The organism is Thioclava sp. F1Mire-8 (assembly GCF_002213165.1).
Taxonomy (GTDB): domain Bacteria; phylum Pseudomonadota; class Alphaproteobacteria; order Rhodobacterales; family Rhodobacteraceae; genus Thioclava; species Thioclava nitratireducens.
Window position 1 is genome coordinate 302,366 of the sequence record NZ_NBNY01000001.1, and the last position, 23,143, is coordinate 325,508.

Below are 23,143 nucleotides of genomic sequence, written 5' to 3' on the forward strand. Positions count from 1 at the left end.
TCCACGGAAAACCTGCGGTAACTCGCGATAACCGGAAACACTCACAAATTCGTGAATACGCAGACAAATAGGGCCGAAACGAGACTTCCCCTGCGTCACATATTTCGCATCGACCCAGCAAAGCAAAGAAAACAGGCGAAAAATCGTGATCGGGGAAATGCGCCGCGCGCTGCCCCGGACGGCAATTATGGTCGCTCTGCCATAATCTCTGCCGCATTTCGGACAAGAGTGCACAACAGAACTTAAGCACGAACCGACCCAGCCGGTGCGTCGCCAAGAAGGGGGCGCGCGCCGTCCCTGTAACGTTGGCGGTCTCGGGCGGCATGGGGTGTGCCGAACCGTTTCCGCCCAAGACCGCATCGCCCCTGCGGAAAGGAGTGCCCCTCGTGTATGAAGCGAATTCCATCTTTGATTGGCATCGCCGCGGTTTCGAGGCGCTCAATTCTTACTGGGAGACGCTCGACCAGCTCGAACAGGCGGTAAAGGATGTCTCGGACGCCGATCTCGGCTTCGTCGAGGACCAGCTCGACAGCGTGCTCGAGATGATCGACGCGTTCGAGCCGACCGTCAGCGTCATCGGCCAGGTCAAAGCGGGAAAGAGCACACTTCTCAACGCATTGATCGGCAAGCCGGGGATGCTGCCCTCGGATGTGAACCCTTGGACCTCGGTGATCACGGCGCTGCATCTGAACGCGCGCCACCGCCCGATGGACACGCGCGCGCTGTTTCGTTTCTTCGACCGCCACGAATGGGATCGGCTTGTGGCGACCGGCGGGCGTCTGGGCGAGATGGCCAACCGCGCGGGCTTCGAGACCGAGGCCGAGAGCGTGCGCAAGCAGGTCACCGCGATGCGCAACGCGACCGAGGCGAGGCTTGGCGAGCAGTTCGAGGAACTTCTCGGCACCAGCCGCGCCTTCCCGACGCTCGATAAGGCGGTGCTGGATCAATATATCTGCTACGGCGATCCCGACGATCTGGCCGAGGGCGCGAGCGAAGGCACCTATGCCGATCTGACGAAATCCGCCGATCTCTATCTCGATCTGCCGCATCTGCCGCGCGGCTTGTGTCTGCGCGACACGCCGGGTGTGAACGACACCTTCATGATGCGCGAGCAGATCACGCTCAATGCCATCGGCGACAGCCGCGCCTGTATCGTCGTGCTCTCCGCCCATCAGGCTCTGACCACGATGGATCTCGCGCTGCTGCGCATCATCTGCGCGATCGATGCGCGCGAGGTGGTGATCTTCGTCAACCGCATCGACGAGTTGGAAGACCCGCGCGGGGCGCAGGCCGCGATCCGCGGCTCGATCCGCAAGACGCTGGGGCGCATGGGGCTGGGCGAGGAGATCGAGATCCTGTTCGGCTCGGGCTACTGGGCCAATTGCGCGATGGGCGATGTGAACGAGATGGCGCCTGCCAGCCGCGCGGCGCTGGAGAAGATGACCGGCCTCACGCCCACCAGCGAGACCGAGTTGCGCCAGCGCGCGATGGAAGCGTCCGGGATCGGTGCGTTGATGCAGGCGGTGGTCAAGCGGATCGTCGACGGGCCGGGGCAGGCGGTGCTTGGCGATGTGCAGGACGAGCTGGAGCGCATCATCGAGCGCGCCGAGACCGTGGATAGCGTCGCCCGGGTGGCTGATCCCTCCACCATCCTCAGCGAGTCCAAACTGATGATGCGCCTTGCCGAGATCGAGGAAGAGGCCGTCTCCGCCTTCAACCGCGATGCCGCGGACCTGCGCGCGGAGCTGCGCGAGCGGCTCGACCGGGCGCAGGAGCAATTCGTGGCCTCGGCGCTAGAGGCGCTGCAGTCGCATATCGACACCTATGGCGAGATCGGCGCGTGGACCCATGATCCGACTTCGCTGCGCATGGCGATGAAGACCGCCTTCGCGTCCAATTGCGCGCGGCTGCGGCGCAAGGGCGAGGCGGCGCTCGACATGGTCAGCGACGGGATCGACAGCTTCCTCGCTGCCGAGTTCGGCGTGATCCGCGAGGCCGATGTGAGCCGCTTCCCCGAACAGCCGCAACATCGCGCGCCGACGGTGCTCGCGCGAATGATCACGCTGGATATGCAGGGCGCGTGGTGGCGTCGCTATTGGCGGTTCAATCGCAAGGGCGCGGCACAGGCGCGCTACCGCGATGTGATAATCGCGGAAACCACGCCGCTGATCGAAGACCTGATGACCGAGTATTTCGACCCCGCCATCGCGCGCAGCCGCGAGATCGTGGAGCGCTTCGTCTTCGATCAGGGTCAGTTCTGCAAGGCGGTGCGCGAGCGCTGCCTCTCGGGCGCGGCGGGACACGACAAGGAAAGGCTCTCGGCATGAACTCGATGCGCAAACGCGAACGCCCTGCCTTGCCGGACCTCACGAGTGCCCAGAGCCCGCAAGCCGCCGCGAAACCGCGCAAGCTGCGGGTGCTGGTGGCGGGCGAATTCTCGGCTGGCAAAACCAGTCTCATCAACGGGTTGCTGGGCGAGAAGGTGCTGCCCTCGCATGTCACCGCGACCGCCCTGCCGCCGATCTGGCTGGTGCACGGCAGGGACCGGGGGCAGATCTGGATCGACAAGGAGGAGGTCGCGCGCCCGCTTTGCGATCTGGCGCAGCTCAATCTGGAAAAGGCGCGCTACTGCGTGATCGCCCATGGTGCGCCGATCCTCGAGCGGATCGACATCATCGACACGCCCGGTTCGTCGGACCCGAACATGCCGATGGAAAGCTGGCAGCGGATGCTGCGCTATGCCGATCTCGTGATCTGGTGCACCAACGCGACGCAGGCGTGGCGGCAAAGCGAGAAGGCGGTCTGGGACGCGATGCCCCAGGCGCTTCTCGAGCAGCCGATGCTCGTCGTGACCCATGGCGACCGTCTGCCCGACGAACGCACCCGCGCGCGCCTGATGCGCCGGGTTCAGCGCGAGGCGGGGGAGGTTTTCCCGACGATCCGTCTGGCGGCACTGACCGACGCGCAGGACGTCGCGCAGATCGGGCGCGAGATCGAGCGGCTGATCGGCCCGATCGGCCAACCATCGGGAGAGACCAACGAGACGGTCGCCAAATTCGTGCGCGAGCGCGACGTGATCGCTTTCCCGAAGCCGCGCATGCCGGTCAAGCCGCGCCGTCTGCGCTCGGCGCGCCTGATAAAGGCGGAGGGCGCGGAGCTGCCCGAGGTGACCGATGCCGAGCCGCTGATCCTCGACTCGCCGCTGCCCGACTACCCGCCCGCAGAGCCCGCCTCGATGCCGGGCCCGGCCCGCGCGCTGTGGGAGGAACTCACGGCGGGTCACGCCTTTACCGATGCCGCAGATGTCCTCGCCCATGTCGAACATCTGCTTGACCGGCTCGATGCCAGAGCCGCAGACGAACCCGAGCCGGCCTACGCGACGAGGAGGAGCACGCCATGAAGATCGCCCCGCAACTGCGTAAGGAACTCGACTTTCTCGACGGCACGCTCGACCAGATAGAAACCGCCGTCGAACGCAGCGCCCGTCCGCGCATCCGCGATCTGCGCTTGCGGCTGCATGACTGGGCGGCGCGCGTGGCGGTGATCGGGCAGGTGAAGGCGGGCAAGTCGACCTTCCTCAACGCCTTCCTGCACCAACATGACTTCCTGCCCTCGGACGTGAACCCGTGGACCTCGGTCGTGACGAACATGCGCATCAACCTGCCGGAAGATCCGGTGACGGGGGCCCGGTTCGAGTTCTTCTCGGAAGCCGATTGGGACGAGATCATCAATGGTGGCACGCGCATCCGGCAACTGACCGAAGAGCTGCTGCCGGGATTCGATACCGACATCCTGCGCGAGCAGTCCGAGCAGATGCGCCGGCGCGCGCAACGGCGGCTCGGCAAGCATTACCACACGCTTCTGGGGCAGCAGCACGACTACGACTTCCTCGCCCCCGACCTGTTGCAGCGCTATGTCTGTGCCGGGCCGGGCGCGGATGACGGGCTGGATCGCGAGGCGCTCGGCCGGTTCGCCGCGCTGACGAAAAGCGCCCATATCTACATGCGCTTACCCGAGTTTCAGGTGCCGACGATCATCACCGACACGCCCGGCGTGAACGACCCGTTCCTCGTGCGCGACGAGTTTACCTGCCGCTCGCTCGACCGCTCGGACGTGTTCATCATGGTGCTTTCGGCGCATCAGCCGCTGACCGATGTGGACCTCGCCCTGATCCGTATCCTCGCGCGGCAGGACGACAAGGACGTGCTGATCTTCCTCAACCGGATCGACGAGTTGGACGATTACGCGGTCGAAGTGCCCCGCGTGATTGCCGATGTGTCGCGCCGTCTGCGCGCGGCGATCCCCGACATCGACTTCAAGATCGTCGCGGGCAGTGCCTATCTCGCCGATCTCACCCAGCGCTCCGACGAGGAAGCCGCCTGGGCGCGCGCCGAGATGGATTCGATGGAGCTGGCGCAATATCTGTATTCGCGTTTCGGCCGTGTGCCCGAAGATCCGATCGATCGGCTTCTGCTGGCCTCGGGCGTCGAAGAGGTCAAACACGTGCTCTCTGCCGTGATCGATGGCGGGGTGGGGCGTCAGCAGCTCGCCCAGCTGCGGGGCGATCTGCGCGCGGAGCTGTCGGGGATGCAATTCGTCGCGCGCCGCGAACGCGATACGCTGCAGATGCAGATCGAGAGCATTCGCTCGGACGTGGCGGAGGCCGCGATCGAGGAGATGACCGGCGAGATCGAGGCGACGGAGGCGCTGCGCGGCGCGCTCGAAAACCATGTCGAGAGCGCCGAACACCAGATCGAATCCGTGCTGAACCGAGGCTGGTCGGCGTTGGAGACGCGGCTCAACAAGAGCATCGAGGATTTCGTCAACAGTCAGCGTGCCCGGTTCGAGGAGGTTCTGCGCACCAATCGGATCCGCGACGGCCGTCCGCCGCGCAGCTTCGAGACCGATACGACCGCGTTGCAGATCGCGCTCGAACGCGAAGTGACGAAAAGCTACGCCCGCTCGCGGGCCGCGATCGACGTGCTGCTCGACAATGCGATCCATGCCTGCCGCACGACCATCGTGGACCGGTTCGACGATCCCAGCGAAGAGATCGACCTCGCGGATATGCCGCATGACACGTTCACCTCGACCTTGACGCTGACCCGGCGCGCGCTGCGCATCAATTTCGCGTTGGAGCGCGGCTGGGCCTTCTGGCGTGGACCGACCGTGAATATCGAGAAAACGCTCGAGGGTCTGCGCATCGTCGCGGCGGAAGAGTTGCGCCCTGCGGTGGAGAAGATCCTGCAAGCCTATGGCGAGACGCTGGTGGAGCGCGCGACCGCGGGCGGGTCGCGACTGCGGGTCATGGTTCGGATGATGGAGATGGTCGTGCGCGAGCGGACCCTGCAGCTCAAGCAGGAGCGGGCCGAGTTAGAACGGCTGGCGCGTGATCCCGCCCAGCAAAGCCGGATGGCGTCGCGCATCCAGAGCAAGCTGGAAGTTCTGGAGCGGCGCCTGATCAACCTCGGCGCGATCGAAAGCGCCGTCAGCAGCACGATGATGCCGCGGCGCAAGCCCGCATCCCGCGCGGCGTGAGGACAAGGAAGCAAATGATCTTCAAACAAGACCTCCGCCACGATCAGGCACCGCCCGATCCGGTCCGCGCACCGTTGCGGGTCGCGATCTGCGGCGAGGTCAATTCCGGCAAGTCCACGGTGCTCAACGCGATTTTGCGCGCGCGCAGCATCGGCGACAATCTGGGCCGGACCGAGCGACCCACGGTCGTCGCGCGCTACCGGGCGACGCCGGGCGTGGTGATGCGCGACGCGACGGGGCGGGAGATCGACGCGGCGGAGGTCGAAGAGGGCGGCGCCGTGCCCTCCGAGATTTACGTCTATTCCGCGCAGCCGCATCTGCAGGGGTTCGAATTCGTCGAGGTGCCGCTGACCTGCGCCGAGGATCTCAACGAAGGACAGGTCGGCCTGATCGCCACCTGCGACGTGATGATTTGGGTCACGATCGCCTCGCAGGCATGGCGGCTGACCGAAAAGACTCTGATCGAATGTCTGGGGTCTGCGCGCCCGTCCGATTGCCTGCTCGCGATTTCGCGTGGCGACAAGCTGCGCAACGACAGGGACCGGGCGAAGCTGAAGGCACGGGTTCAGCGCGAGTCGGCGGCGTATTTCTCGCGGATCGCATTTCTGCACGGATCGCGTGATCTGTTGCGCGCCGCCGAGACTTCGGATGAAGCGTTCCAGCGTAGCGGCGGCGCGGCGCTGATCGCGGCGCTCGGGGCGATGACAGGGCGCGCGGTGGCCGGGCTCGACGCGCTCGATCCCGAGACCGAGGCGGATCTGGCGATCGGGGCCCATGACGCGCCGTCCCCGCTGCTCTCGGAACATGGCGGGGCGATCTTGCCGTTCCGCGCGCCCGGGGAGCGTAAACGCAGCTCCGAGCCCGCAAATTCGGGCGCGCCGGTCGCGCCGGTCGCGCCCCCCGGGGCCGAGCCCGAGTATCGGCCGGACCCGAACCCCGTCGACCGCACGCCCGAGGTGTCGCCACGTCGTGTCACGCGGGCGTCGAAACTCCTTCGCGATCCTGCGCGCGAGCCCGTTCGAGAGCCCGCGCTCAAGCCGGGGCCGAATGTCACCGGCGGCGTCGTGCCTGAAACCGAGGCCGAGAGGGAGGCCCCGGTGGAGCAGGAAAACCCGCTGCTTCTCGCCACCACGCGGCTCCGGCTGGGTATCGAGTTGCCCGAGGGGCTGCAGCTTGCGGGGCGGATCGGCCCCAGCGACCGGATCTTGCGGCCCGTCAAAGGGTCGTCGGACGAGATCGTGGCCTGCGCCAAGGCTTTGGAGGCCATGATGTCCGGATTCGCGGGAAGCTACACGACCGTCTTCGGCGGGCAGCTCGACATGATCACCGAGTCGGGCGAGGACGTCCGCGTCATGTTCTCCAGCGCGCCGGAGACCGGCCTGACCTTCGCGCAATTCACCGTCGACCTGATCGACGAGGCGGCGGCGCATGCGTTGTTCGCGCGCTTGGCGGGCGTATTGGTCTGAAAGCGTACCCAGCGCGCTGATCTGCGCGGGGTGACGCGAAAAGAGGCGCGCGCCCGATCGTGAACGCGAGGTCATCTGACTTGAGGTTTGCGCGATGACAGAGTGCGGCTAAGCTTTCTCCCACGCCCCGGGCCATGCGGCCGTTCGGGGTCTATGAATAAATTCATTCCGCAGGGAGACCGAAATGTCCGATTTCAAGCGCCGTCTGGCTGCCCTCATGCTGGGCGCCGCCTCCACCGGGCTTCTCGCCGCCGGGCCAATTCAGGCCGAGACGGTGAAGCTCACGATCCTCGGGGTTGGCGATATCTACAATTTCGACGGTGATGGCGAGCGCGGCGGGTTCGCCCGGCTCAACGCGGTCGCCAAGAAGGAGCGCGCGGACAATCCCAACACGCTCTATGTCTTCGATGGCGACATGCTCTCGCCCTCGCTTCTGTCGGGGATCGACGAAGGTCAGAACACGATCGACCTGACCAATATCGTGCCCTTCGATATCGCGGTGCCGGGCAACCATGAATTCGATTTCGGCCCGCAGAATTTCGAGAAGAAGATGGAAGCCTCGAAATACCCGTGGGCCGCGATCAACATCACCCAGAAAGACGGCTCGCCGGTTCAGGGTCTGGGCGGCGTGATGATGAAAGAGATCGCCGGTCTCAAGGTCGCGCTCGTTCCGGTCGCGCAGGACACGACGCCCGAGGTCGCCAATTCGGGCGATCTGAAATTCGGGCCGACCGTGGACAGCGCCATCGCAGCAGCCAAGAAGGCGCGCGAGGATGGCGCGGATCTGGTGATCGGGGTCGTGCAGACCGATCAGTCGAACGACCGCGACCTGATCGCGAGCAAGGATTTCGACGTCATCATCTCGGGCGACGACCACCTCAATGCGATGTTCTATGACGGGATCACGGCCTATGTGGAGACCTCGATCGACGCGCGCTACCTGATGCCGGTCGATCTGACCGTCGACATCTCCGAGAAGGACGGCAAGCGCAAGATCAGCTGGACCCCGGATTTCCGCTGGATCGACACCGCGAATGTGACGCCGGATCCGGAATCGATGAAGCTGGTCAACGGCTTCAAGCAGCAACTCGACGACAATCTCGGCCAGCAGATCGGCACGTCGGAGACCGAACTGGACTCGCGGCGCAACGTGGTGCGCTCGCAGGAGAGCACGATGGGCGATCTCATCGCCGATGCGCTGCGCGCCGCGACCAAGGCCGATGTGACGCTGATCAATGGCGGCGGCATCCGGGGCGACACGACCTATGATGCGGGCCACAAGATCACCCGCAAGGACGTGCTGACCGAGCTGCCCTTCGGCAACAAGACGGTGGTGACCGAGATCCCCGGCTCGCAGCTCCTGAGCGCGCTGGAGAACGGCTTCAGCCAGGTCGAGAACGGTGCGGGCCGTTTCCCGCAGATATCGGGCATGAGCGTGGTCTACGATCCCTCCGCACCGGCCGGGTCGCGCGTGGTCTCGGTCGAGGTGGGCGGTCAGCCGCTCGACAAGGACAAGGTCTACAAGGTCGCGACCAACGATTACATGCTGGGCGGCGGCGACGGCTACACGTCGCTCGGCGGCGGCAAGGTCATCGTGAACGCCGGCAACGGCAACCTGATGGCCAATGACGTGATGACCTATATCGAGGGCAAGGGGACGGTCGCACCCAAGCTCGACGGGCGGATCAAAAAACAGGGCGAGTGAGTTAGACCTGATCGGATCGAGAGGCGGCGGGGAGACCTGCCGCCTTTTCTATTGCGCCTAATGTGGTGAGGGTCGGGCGCGGCCCGGGGCTGGTCGCCCTGTGCCAAGTGGACAACTATTGCCAATATGCGCGTGCAGGGACAGGGAAGCGTAGAGAGGGCCTCGATCTGAACGAACGCAATCTGCTTGCCCGGAACAGCCGCGAAGCGGCCCGGGCAGCGCCCGACCGCCCCCTCGGGCGGGCGCTTGGGTGACGTCAGCGCGCGGATCGAGGTCATCCGGATTTGGCCGCGATTAAGTACGGACCACATGACGAGGGACGCCCGCCCGGCGATCGGGCGCTGCCCTCTGTAACCTCACTCCAAGGGCGGCGCGCTGGCCTCCACCACGGTCTCCATCGCGACATAGCTCGACGAGGAATGGACATGGGGCAGGGTGGACAGCTCTTCCGACATGATCCGCCGGTAATCGGCCATGTCGCGGGCGCGGATCTTCACCAGATAATCGAAGCCCCCGGCGATCATGTAGCACTCTTCGACCTCGGGGATCGCGCGCACCGCAGCGTTGAACGCCTTCAGCGCGGTCTCGCGCGTATCGCTCAATTTCAGCTCGATATAGGTCACATGGGTCAGCCCCAGCTTGATCGGTGAGATCATCGCCCGGTAGCCCTTGATGAGCCCGGTTTCCTCCATTTGGCGGATGCGCGCGGCCACCGGCGTCTTCGACAAGCCGACCCTGCGCGCTATCTCAGCCACGGGAAGGCGTGCATCGGCGATAAGCTCGTTGAGGATTCGCCTGTCGATTGCATCGATCTCTTCACTCATGGGCTACAGAGTCTCCAAAAATAAGTTCCAGAGACCATCGCTTAGCAAATCTTTGCGCCAATCGCCTAGAGGAAATCGAATAGTATCGGACAATCAGATTCAAGGGAGGATCGCATGGGCGACACGTTCGATCAGTTCACGACACAGGCGAAATTCGCCGAAGAAGCCGCGCTTCTGGAGCGGCTAAAGGGCCAGGCCGAACTGAGCGAGAGTGATCGCAAGCAGATCTCCGCCCGCGCGGCAAAGCTCGTGCGCCGTATCCGGACCGAAGCCAAACCGACGCTGATGGAGCATTTCCTCGCGGAATATGGCCTGTCCACGCAGGAAGGCGTGGCGCTGATGTGTCTGGCCGAGGCGATGCTGCGCGTGCCCGATGCCGAGACGATCGACGCGCTGATCGAAGACAAGATCGCACCGTCGGACTGGGGCAAGCACATGGGCACCGCGTCGTCCTCGATGGTCAACGCCTCGACCTGGGCGCTGATGCTGACGGGCCGCGTGCTCGAAGACGAAAAGCCCGGCATGGCAGGCGTGTTGCGCGGTGCCGTGCGCCGTCTGGGCGAGCCGGTGATCCGCGCTGCCGTCAGCCGCGCGATGAAGGAGATGGGCCGCCAGTTTGTCCTTGGCGAGACGATCAAGGACGCGCTGAGCCGCGCGAAGAAGCTTGAAGATCGCGGTTATACCTACAGCTATGACATGCTGGGCGAGGCCGCCCGCACCGCGCGCGATGCCAAGCGCTACGCGAAGGATTACGCCGACGCCATCGCCGCCATCACGAAGGTCTGCAAGGACCGCCCTGTGGCCGAAAATCCCGGCATCTCGGTGAAACTCTCGGCGCTGCATCCGCGCTACGAGGTCGCCAAGGAAGAGCGCGCCATGGCCGAGATCGTGCCGGTGCTCAAGGATCTGGCGAAGGCCGCGAAGGCCGGGAACATGGGCCTCAACATCGACGCCGAGGAGCAGGACCGTCTGGTGATCTCGCTCAAGATCATCAAGGAGGTTCTGTCCGACCCCGAGCTTGCCGGCTGGGACGGGTTCGGCGTGGTCGTGCAGGCTTACGGCAAACGCGCGAGCCTCGTGATCGACTGGCTGGGCGCGCTGGCGGAAAAGCTCGACCGCAAGATCATGGTGCGTCTGGTGAAAGGCGCCTATTGGGACACCGAGATGAAGCTGGCGCAGGTCGAAGGCCTGCCGGATTTCCCGCTGTTCACCACGAAGGCTGCGACCGATGTCAGCTACCTTGCCAATGCGCGCAAGCTGTTCAGCTATACCGACCGCATCTATCCGCAATTCGCGACCCACAATGCCCATTCGGTCGCGGCGATCCTCGAGATGGCCGAGGGCCGTCCCTATGAGTTCCAGCGCCTTCATGGCATGGGCGAGCGTCTGCACGAGATCGTCCACCGCGAAGAGGGCACCCGCTGCCGCATCTACGCCCCCGTCGGCGCGCATCGCGACCTGCTGGCCTATCTGGTGCGTCGCCTGCTGGAGAACGGCGCGAACTCTTCCTTCGTGCACCAAATCGTCGATGAGGACGTGGCGCCCGAGACCATCGCGGAAGACCCGTTCGTGCAACTCGAGACGGCCGAGCGTTCGGCGATGCTCAAGCTCCCCTCGGAGGTGTTCGCCGAGTCCCGCGAGAATTCCATGGGCTTCGATCTGACCGACGAGGGCACGCTTGCGCGCATCGACGCCGCCCGCAATGTGGCGATCCCGGATGCGGGTCCGCTGGTGGCGGGCGAGGCGACGGGCGAGCCCGTGGCCGTCATCAACCCCTCGACCGGCGAAGAGGTGGCCAAGGTCACCGAGGCCGACGAGGCCTGTGTCGCGGCCGCCATCGACGCTGCGCGTCCGTGGGCTGCCCCGGTCGCTGAGCGCGCCGCCGTGCTGCGCCGCGTGGCCGAGCTTTACGAGGAAAACTTCGGACCCTTCTTCGCGGTGCTCGCGAAAGAGGCGGGCAAGAGCCAGCTCGACGCCGTGGGCGAATTGCGCGAGGCGGTCGACTTCCTGCATTATTATTCGGCGCAGGCCGAAGAGAGCGACCCGACGGCGCGCGGCATCTTCGCGGCGATCAGCCCGTGGAACTTCCCGCTGGCGATCTTCACCGGCCAGATCTCGGCGGCGCTGGCTGCCGGTAATGGCGTGATCGCGAAACCGGCCGAGCAGACGCCGCTCGTCGCCGCCATCGCCGTGCGCCTGATGCATGAGGCGGGTGTGCCGCGCGACGTGCTGCAACTGCTGCCGGGTCAGGGCGAGACGGTGGGCGCAGCCCTGTCGTCCAACCCGAAGATCGCGGGCATCGCCTTCACCGGCTCGACCGAGACGGCGAAGATGATCCGCCGGTCGATGGCCGACAATCTCGATCCGACCGCGCCGCTGATCGCGGAAACCGGCGGTCTGAACGCGATGATCGTGGATTCGACCGCGCTGCCCGAACAGGCGACGCGCGACATCATCGCCTCGGCCTTCCAGTCGGCGGGTCAGCGCTGCTCGGCGCTGCGTTGCCTCTATGTGCAGGAAGACGTGGCCGAGAACCTGATTTCGATGATCAAGGGCGCGATGGACGAGCTGTCGCTGGGCGATCCGTGGTATCTGTCGACCGATGTCGGACCGGTGATCGACAGCGAGGCGCAGGAAGACATCGCCGCCTATATCGCGAATGCCGAGAAAGAGGGCCGCGTGCTGCACAAGCTCGATGCGCCGTCGAAGGGCCATTTCATCGCGCCGACGCTGGTGAAAATCTCCGGCATCGAGGCGCTAGAGCGTGAGGTCTTCGGCCCGGTTCTGCATATCGCGACCTATCGCGCAGAGGATATCGAGAAGGTGTTCGACGCGATCAACGCCACCGGCTACGGGCTGACCGCGGGTCTGCACAGCCGGATCGACAACCGCGTGCAGGAGGTCTCGGACGCGCTGCATGTCGGCAACCTTTACGTCAACCGCAACCAGATCGGCGCGGTCGTGGGCTCGCAGCCCTTCGGCGGCGAGGGGCTGTCGGGCACGGGGCCGAAAGCGGGTGGACCGCTTTACCTGACCCGCTTCGCGATGGCGCCTGAGGCGTCGTCGAAAAACGGCGAATGGGGCCACAAGGCCGATCTCGACACGCTGCGCAAAAAGCTTGCGAAAGCTGCGGCGAAGGCCGAGGCGAGCGAGCCGCTCGAGGCGCTGGAGTTGCCGGGGCCGACGGGCGAGGCCAACACGCTGCGCCGCTATCCGCGCGGGCCGATCCTGTGCCTCGGGCCGGGCGAAGCTGCGCAGGTGGCGCAGATCAAGGAAGTCGAGAAGCTGGGCGGTGTGGCCGTCGGTGCCGATGGCAAGATCGCCCCGGACGTGCTTGAAACGCTTGAGGATATCGCGGGCGCCATCTGGTGGGGCCACGATACGCGCGCCCTTGTGAAAGCGCTGGCGAAACGCGAGGGCCCGATCCTGACGTTGACCACCGGCGCTGTGCAGAAGGCCGATGTCCTCCACGAGCGGCATCTGTGCGTCGACACCACGGCGGCGGGCGGTAACGCGGCATTGCTGGCGGGGTAAATCCCGCTGGCCTGCTAGCCCACATCCTCGGAGGCCACCGACATCGCCTTGATGATCGCGTGGCACCTCTTCCCCTCGGTCAGGCCAAGCGCCGCGACCGAGCGGGTGGTGAGCCGGGCCAGCAGATGCTCGTCGCCCATCTTCAGGCGGGCATAGACGCTGGGGGGAGCCGCAGGACGCAGCTCCGTGACCGTCACCGGCAGGATGTTGAGCGCAGAGAGGCCTTCGGGCCGCGCAACCGCAAGCGTTACGTCCCCCGCATGGATTCGCAGCCGCAGCGATTGGCCGGGCTGACCTTCCCGATAGGGCAGCAGCACCGGCCCGCCTGCGGTTTCGATCCGGGTCAGGCCGTCGGCTTCCTGCGCCATGACACGTCCCGAAATCACCGCCCCCGCTTCGCGCTGCCCGAGCGCGGGGGCGAGTGTCGGATCGGACAGAATCTCGCGCGCGGGGCCGAAACCGCGCAGCCGGCCGGCCTCGATCAGCGCGATGGAGGTGGCGAGACGCGCGACCTCGGCCGGTGCGTGGCTGACATAGAGGATGGGAAGTTTAACTTCGTCCCGTAACCTCTCGATATAGGGAAGGATTTCCGATTTTCGCGCAGCGTCCAGCGCCGCGAGTGGCTCGTCCATCAGCAGCATCCGCGGGTTCGACAGGATCGCGCGACCAAGCGCGACGCGGCTTTTCTCACCGCCCGAGAGCGCGGCGGGACGGCGCTCCAGCAGCGCGCCGAGGCCGAGCATATCGATGATGTGGTCGAACTCCGGCGCGGTCTTGGTTTTGTTGAAACGCTGCCCGTAGAGTAGGTTTGATCTGACGCTCAGATGCGGGAACAACCGGGCGTCCTGGAAGACATAGCCGATGCGGCGCTTGTGGGGCGGCAGGCAGATCCCGGCCTCGGTCTCGAGCAGCACCTCTCCATTGACGACGATCCGCCCCCGGTCGGGCCGCAGCAGCCCCGCGACCGCGTTCACCACGGTCGTCTTGCCCGCGCCGGACGGGCCGAACAGCGCGGTCACGCCCTCAGGCGCGGTGAAATCTACGTCGAGATCGAGCGCCGGCAGGCGATGGCTGAGCGAGATTTCCAGCATCAGTTCTGTCCCGCGATCCGCGCCGCGATCCGTCGCGCCAGCCACTCCGAGACCAACAGCGCGCCAAGCGCCAGCGTGACCGAGATCACCACCAGCCGCGCGGCCTCGACCTCGCCGCCCGGCACCTGCAATTGCGAGTAGATCGCGAGCGGCAGGGTCTGGGTCTGGCCGGGGATGTTCGAGACGAAGGTAATCGTCGCGCCGAATTCGCCCATCGCCTTGGCGAAGGCGGTGATCGCGCCCGCAAGGATGCCGGGCAGGATCAGGGGCAGGGTGATCGTTGCGAAACTGGCGATGCGCGAGGCCCCGAGGGTGGAGGCCGCCTGTTCCAGCTTCGGGTCCACCGCCTCGATCGCGAGCCGGATCGCGCGCACCATCAGCGGAAAGGCCATGATCCCGGCGGCCAGCGCTGCCCCGCGCCATGAGAAAGCCACCGTGATCCCGACCCGCGCCAGCGCCGCCCCGATCACCCCGTTCGGCGCGAAACCGATCAGCAAGAGGTAGCCAGTGACAACCGGCGGCAGGATCAGCGGCAGATGCACCAGCCCGTTGACGAGGCTGCGCCCCGGAAAGCGCCAGCGGGCCAGCGCATAGGCGACGAACAGTCCTGGCGGCAATGACAGCAGCGTCGCCCAGCCTGCCACTTTCAGCGAGAGAAAGACTGCTTGCCAGTCGGAGGACGACAGCCAGCTCATTTCAGTGTCTCGAAGCCTTGCACGTGGAAGATCTTCGCGGCGGCGTCGGATTTCAGCTCGGCATAGAAGCTTTTCGCCGCGTCGCTATCGGTGAGGCGGGCGGCGGGGTAGCGGATCGGTGGGTGGCTGTCTTCGGGGAAGGTCGCCACGACATGCACGCGCGGCTCGGCCACGGCGTCGGTCGCATAGGTGATCCCGTAGGGTGCCGCGCCAAGTGCCACCATCGCAAGTGTCGCGCGCACGTTATCGGCCTGCGCGACTTCGGGCTCGACCTTGGACCAGAGCCCGTAATGCTCCAGCGCCGCCTTGCCGTATTGGCCTGCGGGCACCGCGTTCACCAGCGACATGGCCAGCTTGCCGCCATTCAGAAGCGCGTCGAAATCGAGATCGCGAGAAATCGTCACCGGTTTCGCTTTCGGATCATGGGCGATCAGCACAAGGTGGTTGGCCAGCAGGTCCTCCTGCACCTTGATGCGGCCCGTCTTCGCGACCGTCTCCATCCAGCCGGGATTTGCGGAGATGTAGATATCGGCCGGTGCTCCGGCGGCGATCTGGCGGGCCAGCGCACCGGACCCGGCGAAGGAAATATGCGCCACGTCGCCGGTCTTCGTCTCCCACGCTTTGGCCACCTGATCGAGCGCGGTCTTCATCGAGGCGGCGGCGAAGATCGTGACCTCCTCTGCGCGGGCGGGTAGCGCGAGGCTCGCCGTCGTAAGCGCAAGGGCGAGGATGCGGGGCAGGGACATGGGGCCTCCTTCGATATGTTTCACCAGACATATTGCAGCGCAGATCGCCAAAGGCAAGCGCGGGCCGCCGCGGGAAGGGCTCAAAAGGAAAAGACCGGCGCATTGCTGCGCCGGCCCGTTCTAGGAGGTCTAATGGAAAGGCTTAGCCTCCCGAACTTTCGTTTTGCGCAGGCGCCGAGGCCTGATCGCTGGAGGGATATCCCGGACCCATCAGCTTGCCGTCGACCTCTTTGCCGTAGAAGCCCTGATGGTTGTGGTGCCATTTGTCGACGGCGTCCTTCACCGTCACGTCGCCGATCTGCCGCGGGTCGTTCGGGCGCGGATGGCTGTCGACGAAGGCGGCCACGTCCCAGGCTTCCTGCACGGTCAGTTTGTTCGGCTCCGACAGCGGCATGTTATGCTTGATGAAGGCGGCGGCGGCGTTGATCTTGTGCATGCCCGCGCCCCAGTTGAAGCTGTTCGGCCCCCAGAGCGGCGGGAAGACGACCTTGCCGTTGATGTCCTTCTGACCCTGACCGTCGGCGCCGTGGCAAACCGCGCAGTTCTGGGCGAAGACCGCTTCGCCGCGCTGGCGCGAGGGCTCTTTCGCTGGCTTGTCGATCTTGCCGAAGCCTGCGCCTTCCGGTTTCTCGCCCGTGGGCAGACCCTTGGACATCCAGAAGAAATAGGCCTGCAGATCGCGATAGACATCCGAGCCATAGGGCGGCGGTCCCCCCGAGGGCGAACCTTGCGCGTTCATCGAATAGGTGAAGCAGCCCTTGATGCGGTCCTCCATGGTGTTCACCATTTTGTTCTTGCCGCGATATTTCGGATAGACCGGGTAGGCGGCCCACATCGGCGCGGAGAAGGCCTGACGGCCCGCGTCGAGGTGGCAGTTCGAGCAGGACAGGTCGTTTCCGACGAAGTCATGCGCGTTGGTGCCGGTATCGTTGAAAATCGCCATGCCTCGGCGGACCGACTTGCCGAAATCGTCGTCGGGAATGGTGCTCTCCGCAGGCGGGGTGAAAAGCTTCGCCTGCTGAGTGTCGCCACCGCTTTGCTGCGCGGCGGCCTCGGCTTCGCTCTGGTCACGCGTGGCGCCGGTCAACCAGCTGGGTGCGAGGCCGAAATTTACCAGCAGCGAGCCCAGCACGACCAGTGCGAGGCCACCGCCTACCGCGAGGATCGCGCGCAGGGCCGTCTTGCCGCGGGAGGGGTCGGTCTCTCCGCGCGGAGGGATGTCGGACGGGTGCTTGTTACTCATTGATCCACTCCTTCACGCACCGGGATGTTGCTTTCCATCGCGGCCAGTTCGGTTTTGTCCATCGCCGGCATCGGGGCGAGCGAGGCGAGGTAATCGGCCACCGCGCGCCGATCCGCATCGTTCAGCGCCTTGCCGATCCCCGCCATCAGGCCGAGCGGCGAGTTATGGCGCGCGCCGCCTGCCCACATCGCGAGTTGATGCGCGACATAGGCCGGCTGCTGCGCGGCGATCCCGGGAAAATTCGGCGCGACGCCGACGCCCGAGGGCCCGTGACAGGTGAAGCAAGCCGGAACGCCGATCGACCAGTCGCCTTCCTTGGCAAGCTGCGCGCCGCGCTTGAGATCGCCTTCCAGAGAAGGCTTCGCGCCCGAGGGGCTGGTCATCGTGGCGTAGTAGTTCGCCAGTTCGACGATTTCCTGATCGCTCAGACCCTTGGCCACATAGGCCATCGAGTCGTTGGGCCGGGTGCCTTTCTGGAAGTCGTGCAACTGCTTGGCCAGATAGGGCGCCGGAAGGCCCGCCAGCCGCGGCACGGTCTCGGTGCCTTCGCCCTTGTCGCCGTGACAGCTTGCGCAGGCCCAGACCGTGCCCGAGCCCTGACTGACGAGCTGCGCGACGCGCTCGGACCCGGGACCTTTCTCGGCAGCTGCGGATTCCGGCTGCGCGGGCAGGTTGTTGATCAGCCCTGCGAGGCCGGCGCCGCCATCGAGCGGGTCCATGTCGCCCGCCACCTTGCGGATATCGGCGACCTCCGGGGCGCTGATGGTCTTGGCGTCGTCATTGAGCTCGGTGGCAACATAGGATGCGACTTCGGAGATTTCGGTGTCGCTGAGAACAGAGCCGAAGGCGGGCATCTCGCCCTCGTAGCTCTCGCCATTGACGTTGAGCTTGCCACCGATGCCGCGCATCACGATCTGGGTCACCGCCTTTGCGCCGCCCAGCTTCACGATGTCAGAGCCGTGCAGCGGGGGGAAGGCGCCGGTGACGCCTTCACCGGCATCGCCATGGCAGGTCGCGCAATTGTCCGCGAACAGCGTCTTGCCCGCGTCGAGATCGGGCGCGGCGGCCTGCGCGAGTTTCGTGGGCTCCTGCTTGGCCGCTTCGGTTTGCGCCTTGTCCGCGACCTGAACGGCCGTGCTGGTCTGGACCAGCATGATCACCCCCCAGATCGCGAGCGCGATCGCGATCGAATAGACGGGCCACGGGATGCGGCGGGTTGCCTCGAACGGCTCGAAAGTCTCGTCGGGACGCCGGGGATCGGGTTTCTTGTCGGTCATTCTTGTCTCCGTCGTCTCAGTTCGAGGCCTTGGTGGCATCGGTCGCTTCGCGTTGCTTCTCGGCGATCAGCGCGTAGCCGTTGTCGCGCAGACCGTCCTTCGGCGGAGCGTATTGGCGTGTCATGCCTTGCAGATACTTCACGAGGTCGAGCGCATCCTGCTTGGCCACGATCACACCGGATTTTGGCGCGTATTTCGCGGGCAGCTTGACCACCACATCGTCAGGCCCGGCTTTGTCCTTATGCGTGAAGAGGTAGGGATAGGCGGGCATGATCGACCAGCTGGAGATCGCGCGGGGCTGATAGAGATGGGTCAGTTGCCATGCCTGCGAGGGCATGCGGTCGCCGATATCCATCAGGTCCGGCCCGGTGCGCATCGTGCCCAGCTGGTGAGGGGCGTCATAGGCGTAGTCGCCCGCGACCGAGGCCCGGCCCCAGCCGCGTTCGGCATCGGGGGCCTGGGCCAGCGAACGCGGCTGCTGCGAGTGGCAGTAGAGGCAGCCCAGCGAGACATAGACCTCACGGCCGCCCGCCTCGGCCTCGGTGTAAGGCTTGAGCCCCGTCGTCGGTCCCTGTGCGCTGATCTGCATGCCCGGCGCGATCACCAGGAACAGGGTCGCGAGCGCGAGGATCGCCAGCGCCGTGATTGCGAGAGGAAGATAGCGGTTCATTCTGCAGCCACCATGTTGTCGGTTTCGGTCTCACGGGTCTTCTTGGAAAAGCCGAGCGCAATGAGGTTGATCGCCAGCAGCACATGGCCCAGCGTCATCAGCCCGCCGCCGAGCGAACGGCCTTCAAGATAGGGCTTGAGCAGGGTCACGCTGTCGGCGAAGGGCTTCGTCGCATCGAGCTGGGCAAGGCCCTGCAGCACGCCGCCGATTGTCAGCGAGAAGAAGTAGATCGCGAAGCCGATCACGTTCAGCCAGAAATGCCATGCGATCATCCGCGGGAAGGGCCAGTATTTCCCGGTCGCGCGCGGCACGACCTGATAGATCACGCCCATCAGCACCAGCGACACGAAGGCATAGGCGCCCAGATGCGCGTGCGCCACCGTGTAATGGGTGAAGTGGGTGATCGTGTTGACCGAGCGCAGCGCCTCGATCGAGCCCTGGAACGAGGCCAGCGTGTACATCACCGCCCCGAAGGAGATGAAGCGCAGCGGGATCGACTCCTTGAGCGCCCAGAGATTGGCCGCCACCGTGACGTGCTGGTTGATCGCCACCGCGATCACGGGAACGAACATCATCACCGAATGGACGACCGAGAGCGTCACCAGCCAGGTCGGGACCGGGCCGCCGATCAGGTGGTGGATGCCGACTTGGCTGTAGAACAGCGCCAGCGCCCAGAAGCCAACCAGCGAGAGCGCGTAGGAATAGACCGGTTTGCCGATGATCTTCGGGATGAAGTAATAGGCTGCGCCCACGCCCAGCGGCGTCAACCAGAGGCCCAGCACGTTATGGGCGTACCACCAGTTCATCGTGGCCTGCTCGACCCCGTGATGGACGCCGGGAATGTTGGCGATGACGAACAGCACCGGGAACCAGAGCACCGCGGCGAGGAAATACCAGCCGGAGACGTAGATGTGATGGACGTTGCGGTGCTTCGCGGTCGCGATCAGCGGGGCCACGAAACAGGCCGCGCCGGCTGCGAGGGCGATGTCGATCTGCCACGGGATCTCGAGCCATTCGAGCCCGTCGGTCCAGCCGTTCGCGATGGCGAACACGCCTGCGGCGAGGCCGATATTCCAAAGCACGACCCCGGTCTTCAGAAGGCCCGTCATGCGCAGTTCGGTGCGGAAGATACGCGGGAGGATCCAGCAGACGGCGGCGAGGCCGCCCTGGCTCGCCCAACCATAGGCGACCGAGTTCAGGTGCACCGTGCGCATCCGCCCGAAGGTCATCTGCGCAGTTCCCGACATCAGATCGGGCAGGTGCAGTTCCAGCGAGGCGGCCAGCCCGTGCAGCGAGCCGTAGATCAGCCAGAACACCGCCGCCGCGATGAGCCACATCACGACTCTGGAGGAACTCGCGTCGATACCGGCGCGCGCCGCGTTGAAGTGGTGAGGGTCGTTCGGCACGTCGGTATCCGCGCCCTCGCCGGGCTCGAAGATGGTCCGCGCATCGTCGGCGTCTGGCGTGTGGACCTGCTTGTTCGCGATCGCCCAGATCAGGATCGTCAACGCCAGTAGCGAGATGACGAAGCTGAGGGCGAGCAGCAGGCCGAGCGTTTCGGTGATTTGCATTGGCTGGCTCCGGTGTCAGGTTTGACCCGGGCCGAGCCGGTGCGACGCGTGGATGCTCGTCACTGTTCCATTCTCCCTTTAGCCCGGTCGGTCGGTTCTTGTTCACGTCGTTTTCACGAACAATGCATGGCGGAGTGATCTGTTCCAAACATTCAGATGTATGCAGATGTCGGGCGCACCGACGCCCGCCGAGGGACGATCACGACCATGTGGCGCGGGCGCCGGATGTTCGCGAGCGCCCAGAATGATGCAGTCACGGGGGCGCGACCACCTCTCCTCACGCGATGATGATCTTGGTTGAACGAGCCGCTCGGAGAGCCTTCCTCCGCGGAAAGCGCACGCGCCAGCCGGGCCTTGTTTTTCGGGCGGAAATCCGCTGGCGGGACGCTCGCGAGGCGCTCCCGCAGCGCTGATCGGGGCAACGATCTCGTGATCCGCGGCTCACGATTGCCGTGAGATGAGTTGAAAGCGGGGCGGGGTTCCCCAAGGGGCAGGGCGGCAGACCGCTTCCGGGGATAGGGGAACCGATCGGGCCGCAGATGCGATTCCGATACAGGAGCGCGCGGTGCGCGCCGCCTTGCGTGGCGTGTCGCAGCGGATCGCGCGAGATGCGATGGAAAGGCAGGCTCGAGAGTGGCCGTGAACGAGAACTTCAAGGATCACGCCGCCAACGAGCGGACCTTCCTCGCGTGGCTCCGCACGGCCGTCGCGATCGTCGGGGTCGGGCTCACCGCGGCGAAGTTGACCCGGACGGATCTTCCGCAATGGTCCGATCTGGCGATGGTGCTGAGCGGCGGGGTCGTGGTGATCCTCGCCTTCGTGCGCATGCGGATGCTGCGCGCCGCGATCGAAAGCGGCAAGGCCCCGGACAGCCAAGGAACCAACTGGCCCGAGCTGGTGCTGTTTGCGCTGGTGATCGCGCTTCTGGTTCTGCTCGGGATTTTCATCCTGCATGTCACCTGACACTCTTGCATCTTCGTCGCCGCACAGGCTTGATGCCGCCAAATTATGGAGGACATTACATGAAACTTCTGCGTCACGGGCTTATCGGAGCCGAAAAACCGGGGCTGATGGACGGTCAGGGTGTGATCCGCGACCTGTCGGGCCAGGTCGCCGATATCGGGGGTGCGGTGCTCTCGGATGACGGGTTGGCGGCGATCGGCTCGCTGGACGTGTCCGAGCTGCCCGCCGTGCCCGAAGGCACGCGTCTGGGCGCGCCGATCGCGGGCATCGGGAAGATGATCTGCATCGGGCTGAACTATGCCGACCACGCTGCGGAATCGGGCGCGACGGTGCCGCCGGAGCCGCTGATCTTCATGAAGGCCACTTCCGCGATCCAGGGCCCGAACGATCCGATCGTGATTCCGCGCGGCGCCGAGCAGACCGACTGGGAAGTCGAGCTGGGCATCGTCATCGGCAAACCTGCGAAATACGTCTCGGAAGAGGATGCGATGGATTACGTCGCGGGCTACGTGCTCGCCAACGACGTGTCCGAGCGCAGCTACCAGAAGGACCGCTCGGGCCAGTGGACCAAGGGCAAGAGCTGCGACAGCTTCGGCCCGCTCGGACCGTATCTGGTGACGCGCGACGCGGTGGCCGATCCGCAGAAGCTGGCGATGAAGCTGAGCGTGAACGGCGAAGTGATGCAGAACGGCTCGACCGAGACGATGGTCTTCGGCGTGAAGAAGCTGGTCAGTTACCTCTCGCAATTCATGACGCTGCATCCGGGCGACGTGATCTCGACCGGGACCCCTCCGGGCGTCGCGATGGGGATGGAGACCCCGCGCTTCCTGCGTCCGGGCGATGTAGTGGAGTTGGAGATCGAAGGACTGGGCCAGCAGCGCGCCGAGGTCGTGGCCGACGCCTGAGGCAGGTCTTTGCGAACAGGGCAGGGCGCGCGGAACACTCGCGCGCCCTTTCTCATACGCGATTACAGCCGGATCGGGTCGTCCTTGGCGATCCGGTCGAACTCCATCAGCGTCTGCACCAGCTTCGGCATCTGGTTGAGCGGAATCATGTTCGGCCCGTCCGAGGGCGCGCTATCGGGCGCCTCATGGGTTTCGATGAATACCCCCGCAATGCCCAGCGACACCGCCGCGCGCGCCATCACCGGCGCGAATTCGCGCTGACCGCCAGAGGAGCCGCCCTGACCGCCGGGCTGCTGCACCGAATGGGTCGCGTCCATGATCACCGGGTAGCCGGTCTTCGCCATCTCGGGCAGGCCGCGCATATCGGCGACCAGCGTGTTGTAGCCGAAGGAGGTGCCGCGCTCTGTCAGCAGGATCTTCTCGTTGCCGGTGGAGGCGACCTTCTCGGCCACGTTGGGCATGTCCCACGGCGCGAGGAACTGGCCCTTCTTGATGTTCACGACGCAGCCGGTCTCGCCCGCGGCCAGCAACAGATCGGTCTGGCGGCACAGGAAGGCCGGGATCTGGATCACGTCGACGACGGCGCCTGCAATCCGGGCCTGTTCCGCGTCGTGGATGTCGGTCAGCACCGGGCAGCCGATCTCTGCGCGCACCTCTTCGAGGATCTTCAGTCCCGCGTCGATGCCGAGGCCGCGCTTGCCTTTTAGGCTGGTGCGGTTGGCCTTGTCGTAGCTCGCCTTGAAGATGAACTGCGCGCCCGCCTGGTCGCAGGCGCGGGCCATTTCCTTCGCGATCATCATCGCATGGTCGCGGCTTTCGAGCTGGCACGGACCCGCGATCACCGTCAGCGGGCGATCGTTCGAGACGGTCAGCCCGCCGATTTTCACGTCTTTCATTTCTCTCTCCGCAGCCTGT

Annotated in this window: 17 protein-coding genes; 8 read left to right on the top strand and 9 right to left on the bottom strand. The window is 65.4% G+C overall.

Going from position 1 to position 23,143, the window contains the following annotated elements; genetic code table 11:
• Positions 1-386: 386 nt before the first annotated feature.
• The 5 genes from B6V75_RS01415 (at position 387) to B6V75_RS01435 (ending at position 8,709) form a co-directional block, all read left to right on the top strand.
• Positions 387-2,327, top strand: a complete 1,941-nt coding sequence (locus B6V75_RS01415) for a dynamin family protein (RefSeq protein WP_166504514.1) — start codon at positions 387-389, stop codon at positions 2,325-2,327.
• Positions 2,324-3,400 (top strand): dynamin family protein, encoded by a 1,077-nt coding sequence (locus tag B6V75_RS01420; RefSeq protein ID WP_088718499.1) that lies wholly within the window; start codon positions 2,324-2,326, stop codon positions 3,398-3,400. Before B6V75_RS01415 ends, B6V75_RS01420 begins: the two co-directional genes overlap by 4 nt.
• On the top strand, positions 3,397-5,538 hold the full coding sequence (locus tag B6V75_RS01425) for a dynamin family protein (RefSeq protein WP_075774981.1): 2,142 nt from the start codon (positions 3,397-3,399) through the stop codon (positions 5,536-5,538). Before B6V75_RS01420 ends, B6V75_RS01425 begins: the two co-directional genes overlap by 4 nt.
• 14 nt (positions 5,539-5,552) lie before the next feature.
• Positions 5,553-7,004, top strand: a complete 1,452-nt coding sequence (locus B6V75_RS01430) for a GTPase (RefSeq protein WP_088718500.1) — start codon at positions 5,553-5,555, stop codon at positions 7,002-7,004.
• Positions 7,005-7,188: 184 nt separating this feature from the next.
• Positions 7,189-8,709 carry a bifunctional UDP-sugar hydrolase/5'-nucleotidase gene (locus tag B6V75_RS01435; RefSeq protein WP_088718501.1) on the top strand — a complete coding sequence of 507 codons (1,521 nt, stop codon included), beginning with the start codon at positions 7,189-7,191 and terminating at the stop codon, positions 8,707-8,709.
• 356 nt (positions 8,710-9,065) lie between these two features.
• Here the strand turns inward: B6V75_RS01435 and B6V75_RS01440 are convergent, their stop codons facing one another.
• The gene (locus B6V75_RS01440; RefSeq protein WP_075774978.1) at positions 9,066-9,533 is read right to left on the bottom strand and encodes an Lrp/AsnC family transcriptional regulator; all 468 of its coding nucleotides are present in this window, start codon (positions 9,531-9,533) and stop codon (positions 9,066-9,068) included.
• A gap of 114 nt (positions 9,534-9,647) precedes the next feature.
• Between B6V75_RS01440 and putA the strand changes: the two genes are divergently transcribed.
• On the top strand, positions 9,648-13,067 hold the full coding sequence (putA, locus tag B6V75_RS01445) for a bifunctional proline dehydrogenase/L-glutamate gamma-semialdehyde dehydrogenase PutA (protein ID WP_088718502.1): 3,420 nt from the start codon (positions 9,648-9,650) through the stop codon (positions 13,065-13,067).
• Between the two features lie 14 nt (positions 13,068-13,081).
• Here putA and modC read toward each other — a convergent pair whose 3' ends face one another.
• From modC to B6V75_RS01480, 7 genes are all read right to left on the bottom strand, one after another.
• On the bottom strand, positions 13,082-14,158 hold the full coding sequence (modC, locus tag B6V75_RS01450) for a molybdenum ABC transporter ATP-binding protein (protein ID WP_088718503.1): 1,077 nt from the start codon (positions 14,156-14,158) through the stop codon (positions 13,082-13,084).
• On the bottom strand, positions 14,158-14,853 hold the full coding sequence (gene modB / locus B6V75_RS01455; RefSeq protein ID WP_088718504.1) for a molybdate ABC transporter permease subunit: 696 nt from the start codon (positions 14,851-14,853) through the stop codon (positions 14,158-14,160). Before modB ends, modC begins: the two co-directional genes overlap by 1 nt.
• The gene (modA, locus tag B6V75_RS01460) at positions 14,850-15,599 is read right to left on the bottom strand and encodes a molybdate ABC transporter substrate-binding protein (protein ID WP_088718505.1); all 750 of its coding nucleotides are present in this window, start codon (positions 15,597-15,599) and stop codon (positions 14,850-14,852) included. The genes modB and modA overlap by 4 nt, the downstream gene beginning before the upstream one ends.
• 142 nt (positions 15,600-15,741) lie before the next feature.
• Positions 15,742-16,842, bottom strand: a complete 1,101-nt coding sequence (locus tag B6V75_RS01465) for a c-type cytochrome (protein WP_088718506.1) — start codon at positions 16,840-16,842, stop codon at positions 15,742-15,744.
• Complete coding sequence (locus B6V75_RS01470) at positions 16,839-18,119, bottom strand: c-type cytochrome (RefSeq protein ID WP_168174421.1); 1,281 nt, start codon at positions 18,117-18,119, stop codon at positions 16,839-16,841. Before B6V75_RS01470 ends, B6V75_RS01465 begins: the two co-directional genes overlap by 4 nt.
• A 16-nt stretch (positions 18,120-18,135) precedes the next feature.
• Entirely contained in the window at positions 18,136-18,789 is a 654-nt protein-coding gene (locus B6V75_RS01475; RefSeq protein ID WP_088718508.1) for a cbb3-type cytochrome c oxidase subunit II, read from the bottom strand.
• Positions 18,786-20,360, bottom strand: a complete 1,575-nt coding sequence (locus B6V75_RS01480) for a cbb3-type cytochrome c oxidase subunit I (protein WP_240496885.1) — start codon at positions 20,358-20,360, stop codon at positions 18,786-18,788. The genes B6V75_RS01475 and B6V75_RS01480 overlap by 4 nt, the downstream gene beginning before the upstream one ends.
• A gap of 633 nt (positions 20,361-20,993) precedes the next feature.
• Here B6V75_RS01480 and B6V75_RS01485 point away from each other — a divergent pair.
• Positions 20,994-21,323 carry a DUF202 domain-containing protein gene (locus B6V75_RS01485; protein WP_240496886.1) on the top strand — a complete coding sequence of 110 codons (330 nt, stop codon included), beginning with the start codon at positions 20,994-20,996 and terminating at the stop codon, positions 21,321-21,323.
• Positions 21,324-21,382: 59 nt separating this feature from the next.
• On the top strand, positions 21,383-22,228 hold the full coding sequence (locus tag B6V75_RS01490) for a fumarylacetoacetate hydrolase family protein (protein WP_075774974.1): 846 nt from the start codon (positions 21,383-21,385) through the stop codon (positions 22,226-22,228).
• A gap of 62 nt (positions 22,229-22,290) precedes the next feature.
• Here B6V75_RS01490 and kdsA read toward each other — a convergent pair whose 3' ends face one another.
• Positions 22,291-23,124 carry a 3-deoxy-8-phosphooctulonate synthase gene (gene kdsA / locus B6V75_RS01495; RefSeq protein WP_088718509.1) on the bottom strand — a complete coding sequence of 278 codons (834 nt, stop codon included), beginning with the start codon at positions 23,122-23,124 and terminating at the stop codon, positions 22,291-22,293.
• Positions 23,125-23,143: the final 19 nt, after the last annotated feature.

Coding starts and splice junctions, on each gene's coding strand:
- B6V75_RS01420 (WP_088718499.1), top strand. CDS start 2,324: ATGAACTCGATGCGCAAACGCGAACGCCCTGCCTTGCCGGACCTCACG.
- B6V75_RS01425 (WP_075774981.1), top strand. CDS start 3,397: ATGAAGATCGCCCCGCAACTGCGTAAGGAACTCGACTTTCTCGACGGC.
- B6V75_RS01430 (WP_088718500.1), top strand. CDS start 5,553: ATGATCTTCAAACAAGACCTCCGCCACGATCAGGCACCGCCCGATCCG.
- B6V75_RS01435 (WP_088718501.1), top strand. CDS start 7,189: ATGTCCGATTTCAAGCGCCGTCTGGCTGCCCTCATGCTGGGCGCCGCC.
- B6V75_RS01440 (WP_075774978.1), bottom strand. CDS start 9,533: ATGAGTGAAGAGATCGATGCAATCGACAGGCGAATCCTCAACGAGCTT.
- putA (WP_088718502.1), top strand. CDS start 9,648: ATGGGCGACACGTTCGATCAGTTCACGACACAGGCGAAATTCGCCGAA.
- modC (WP_088718503.1), bottom strand. CDS start 14,158: ATGCTGGAAATCTCGCTCAGCCATCGCCTGCCGGCGCTCGATCTCGAC.
- modB (WP_088718504.1), bottom strand. CDS start 14,853: ATGAGCTGGCTGTCGTCCTCCGACTGGCAAGCAGTCTTTCTCTCGCTG.
- modA (WP_088718505.1), bottom strand. CDS start 15,599: ATGTCCCTGCCCCGCATCCTCGCCCTTGCGCTTACGACGGCGAGCCTC.
- B6V75_RS01465 (WP_088718506.1), bottom strand. CDS start 16,842: ATGAGTAACAAGCACCCGTCCGACATCCCTCCGCGCGGAGAGACCGAC.
- B6V75_RS01470 (WP_168174421.1), bottom strand. CDS start 18,119: ATGACCGACAAGAAACCCGATCCCCGGCGTCCCGACGAGACTTTCGAG.
- B6V75_RS01475 (WP_088718508.1), bottom strand. CDS start 18,789: ATGAACCGCTATCTTCCTCTCGCAATCACGGCGCTGGCGATCCTCGCG.
- B6V75_RS01480 (WP_240496885.1), bottom strand. CDS start 20,360: ATGCAAATCACCGAAACGCTCGGCCTGCTGCTCGCCCTCAGCTTCGTC.
- B6V75_RS01490 (WP_075774974.1), top strand. CDS start 21,383: ATGAAACTTCTGCGTCACGGGCTTATCGGAGCCGAAAAACCGGGGCTG.
- kdsA (WP_088718509.1), bottom strand. CDS start 23,124: ATGAAAGACGTGAAAATCGGCGGGCTGACCGTCTCGAACGATCGCCCG.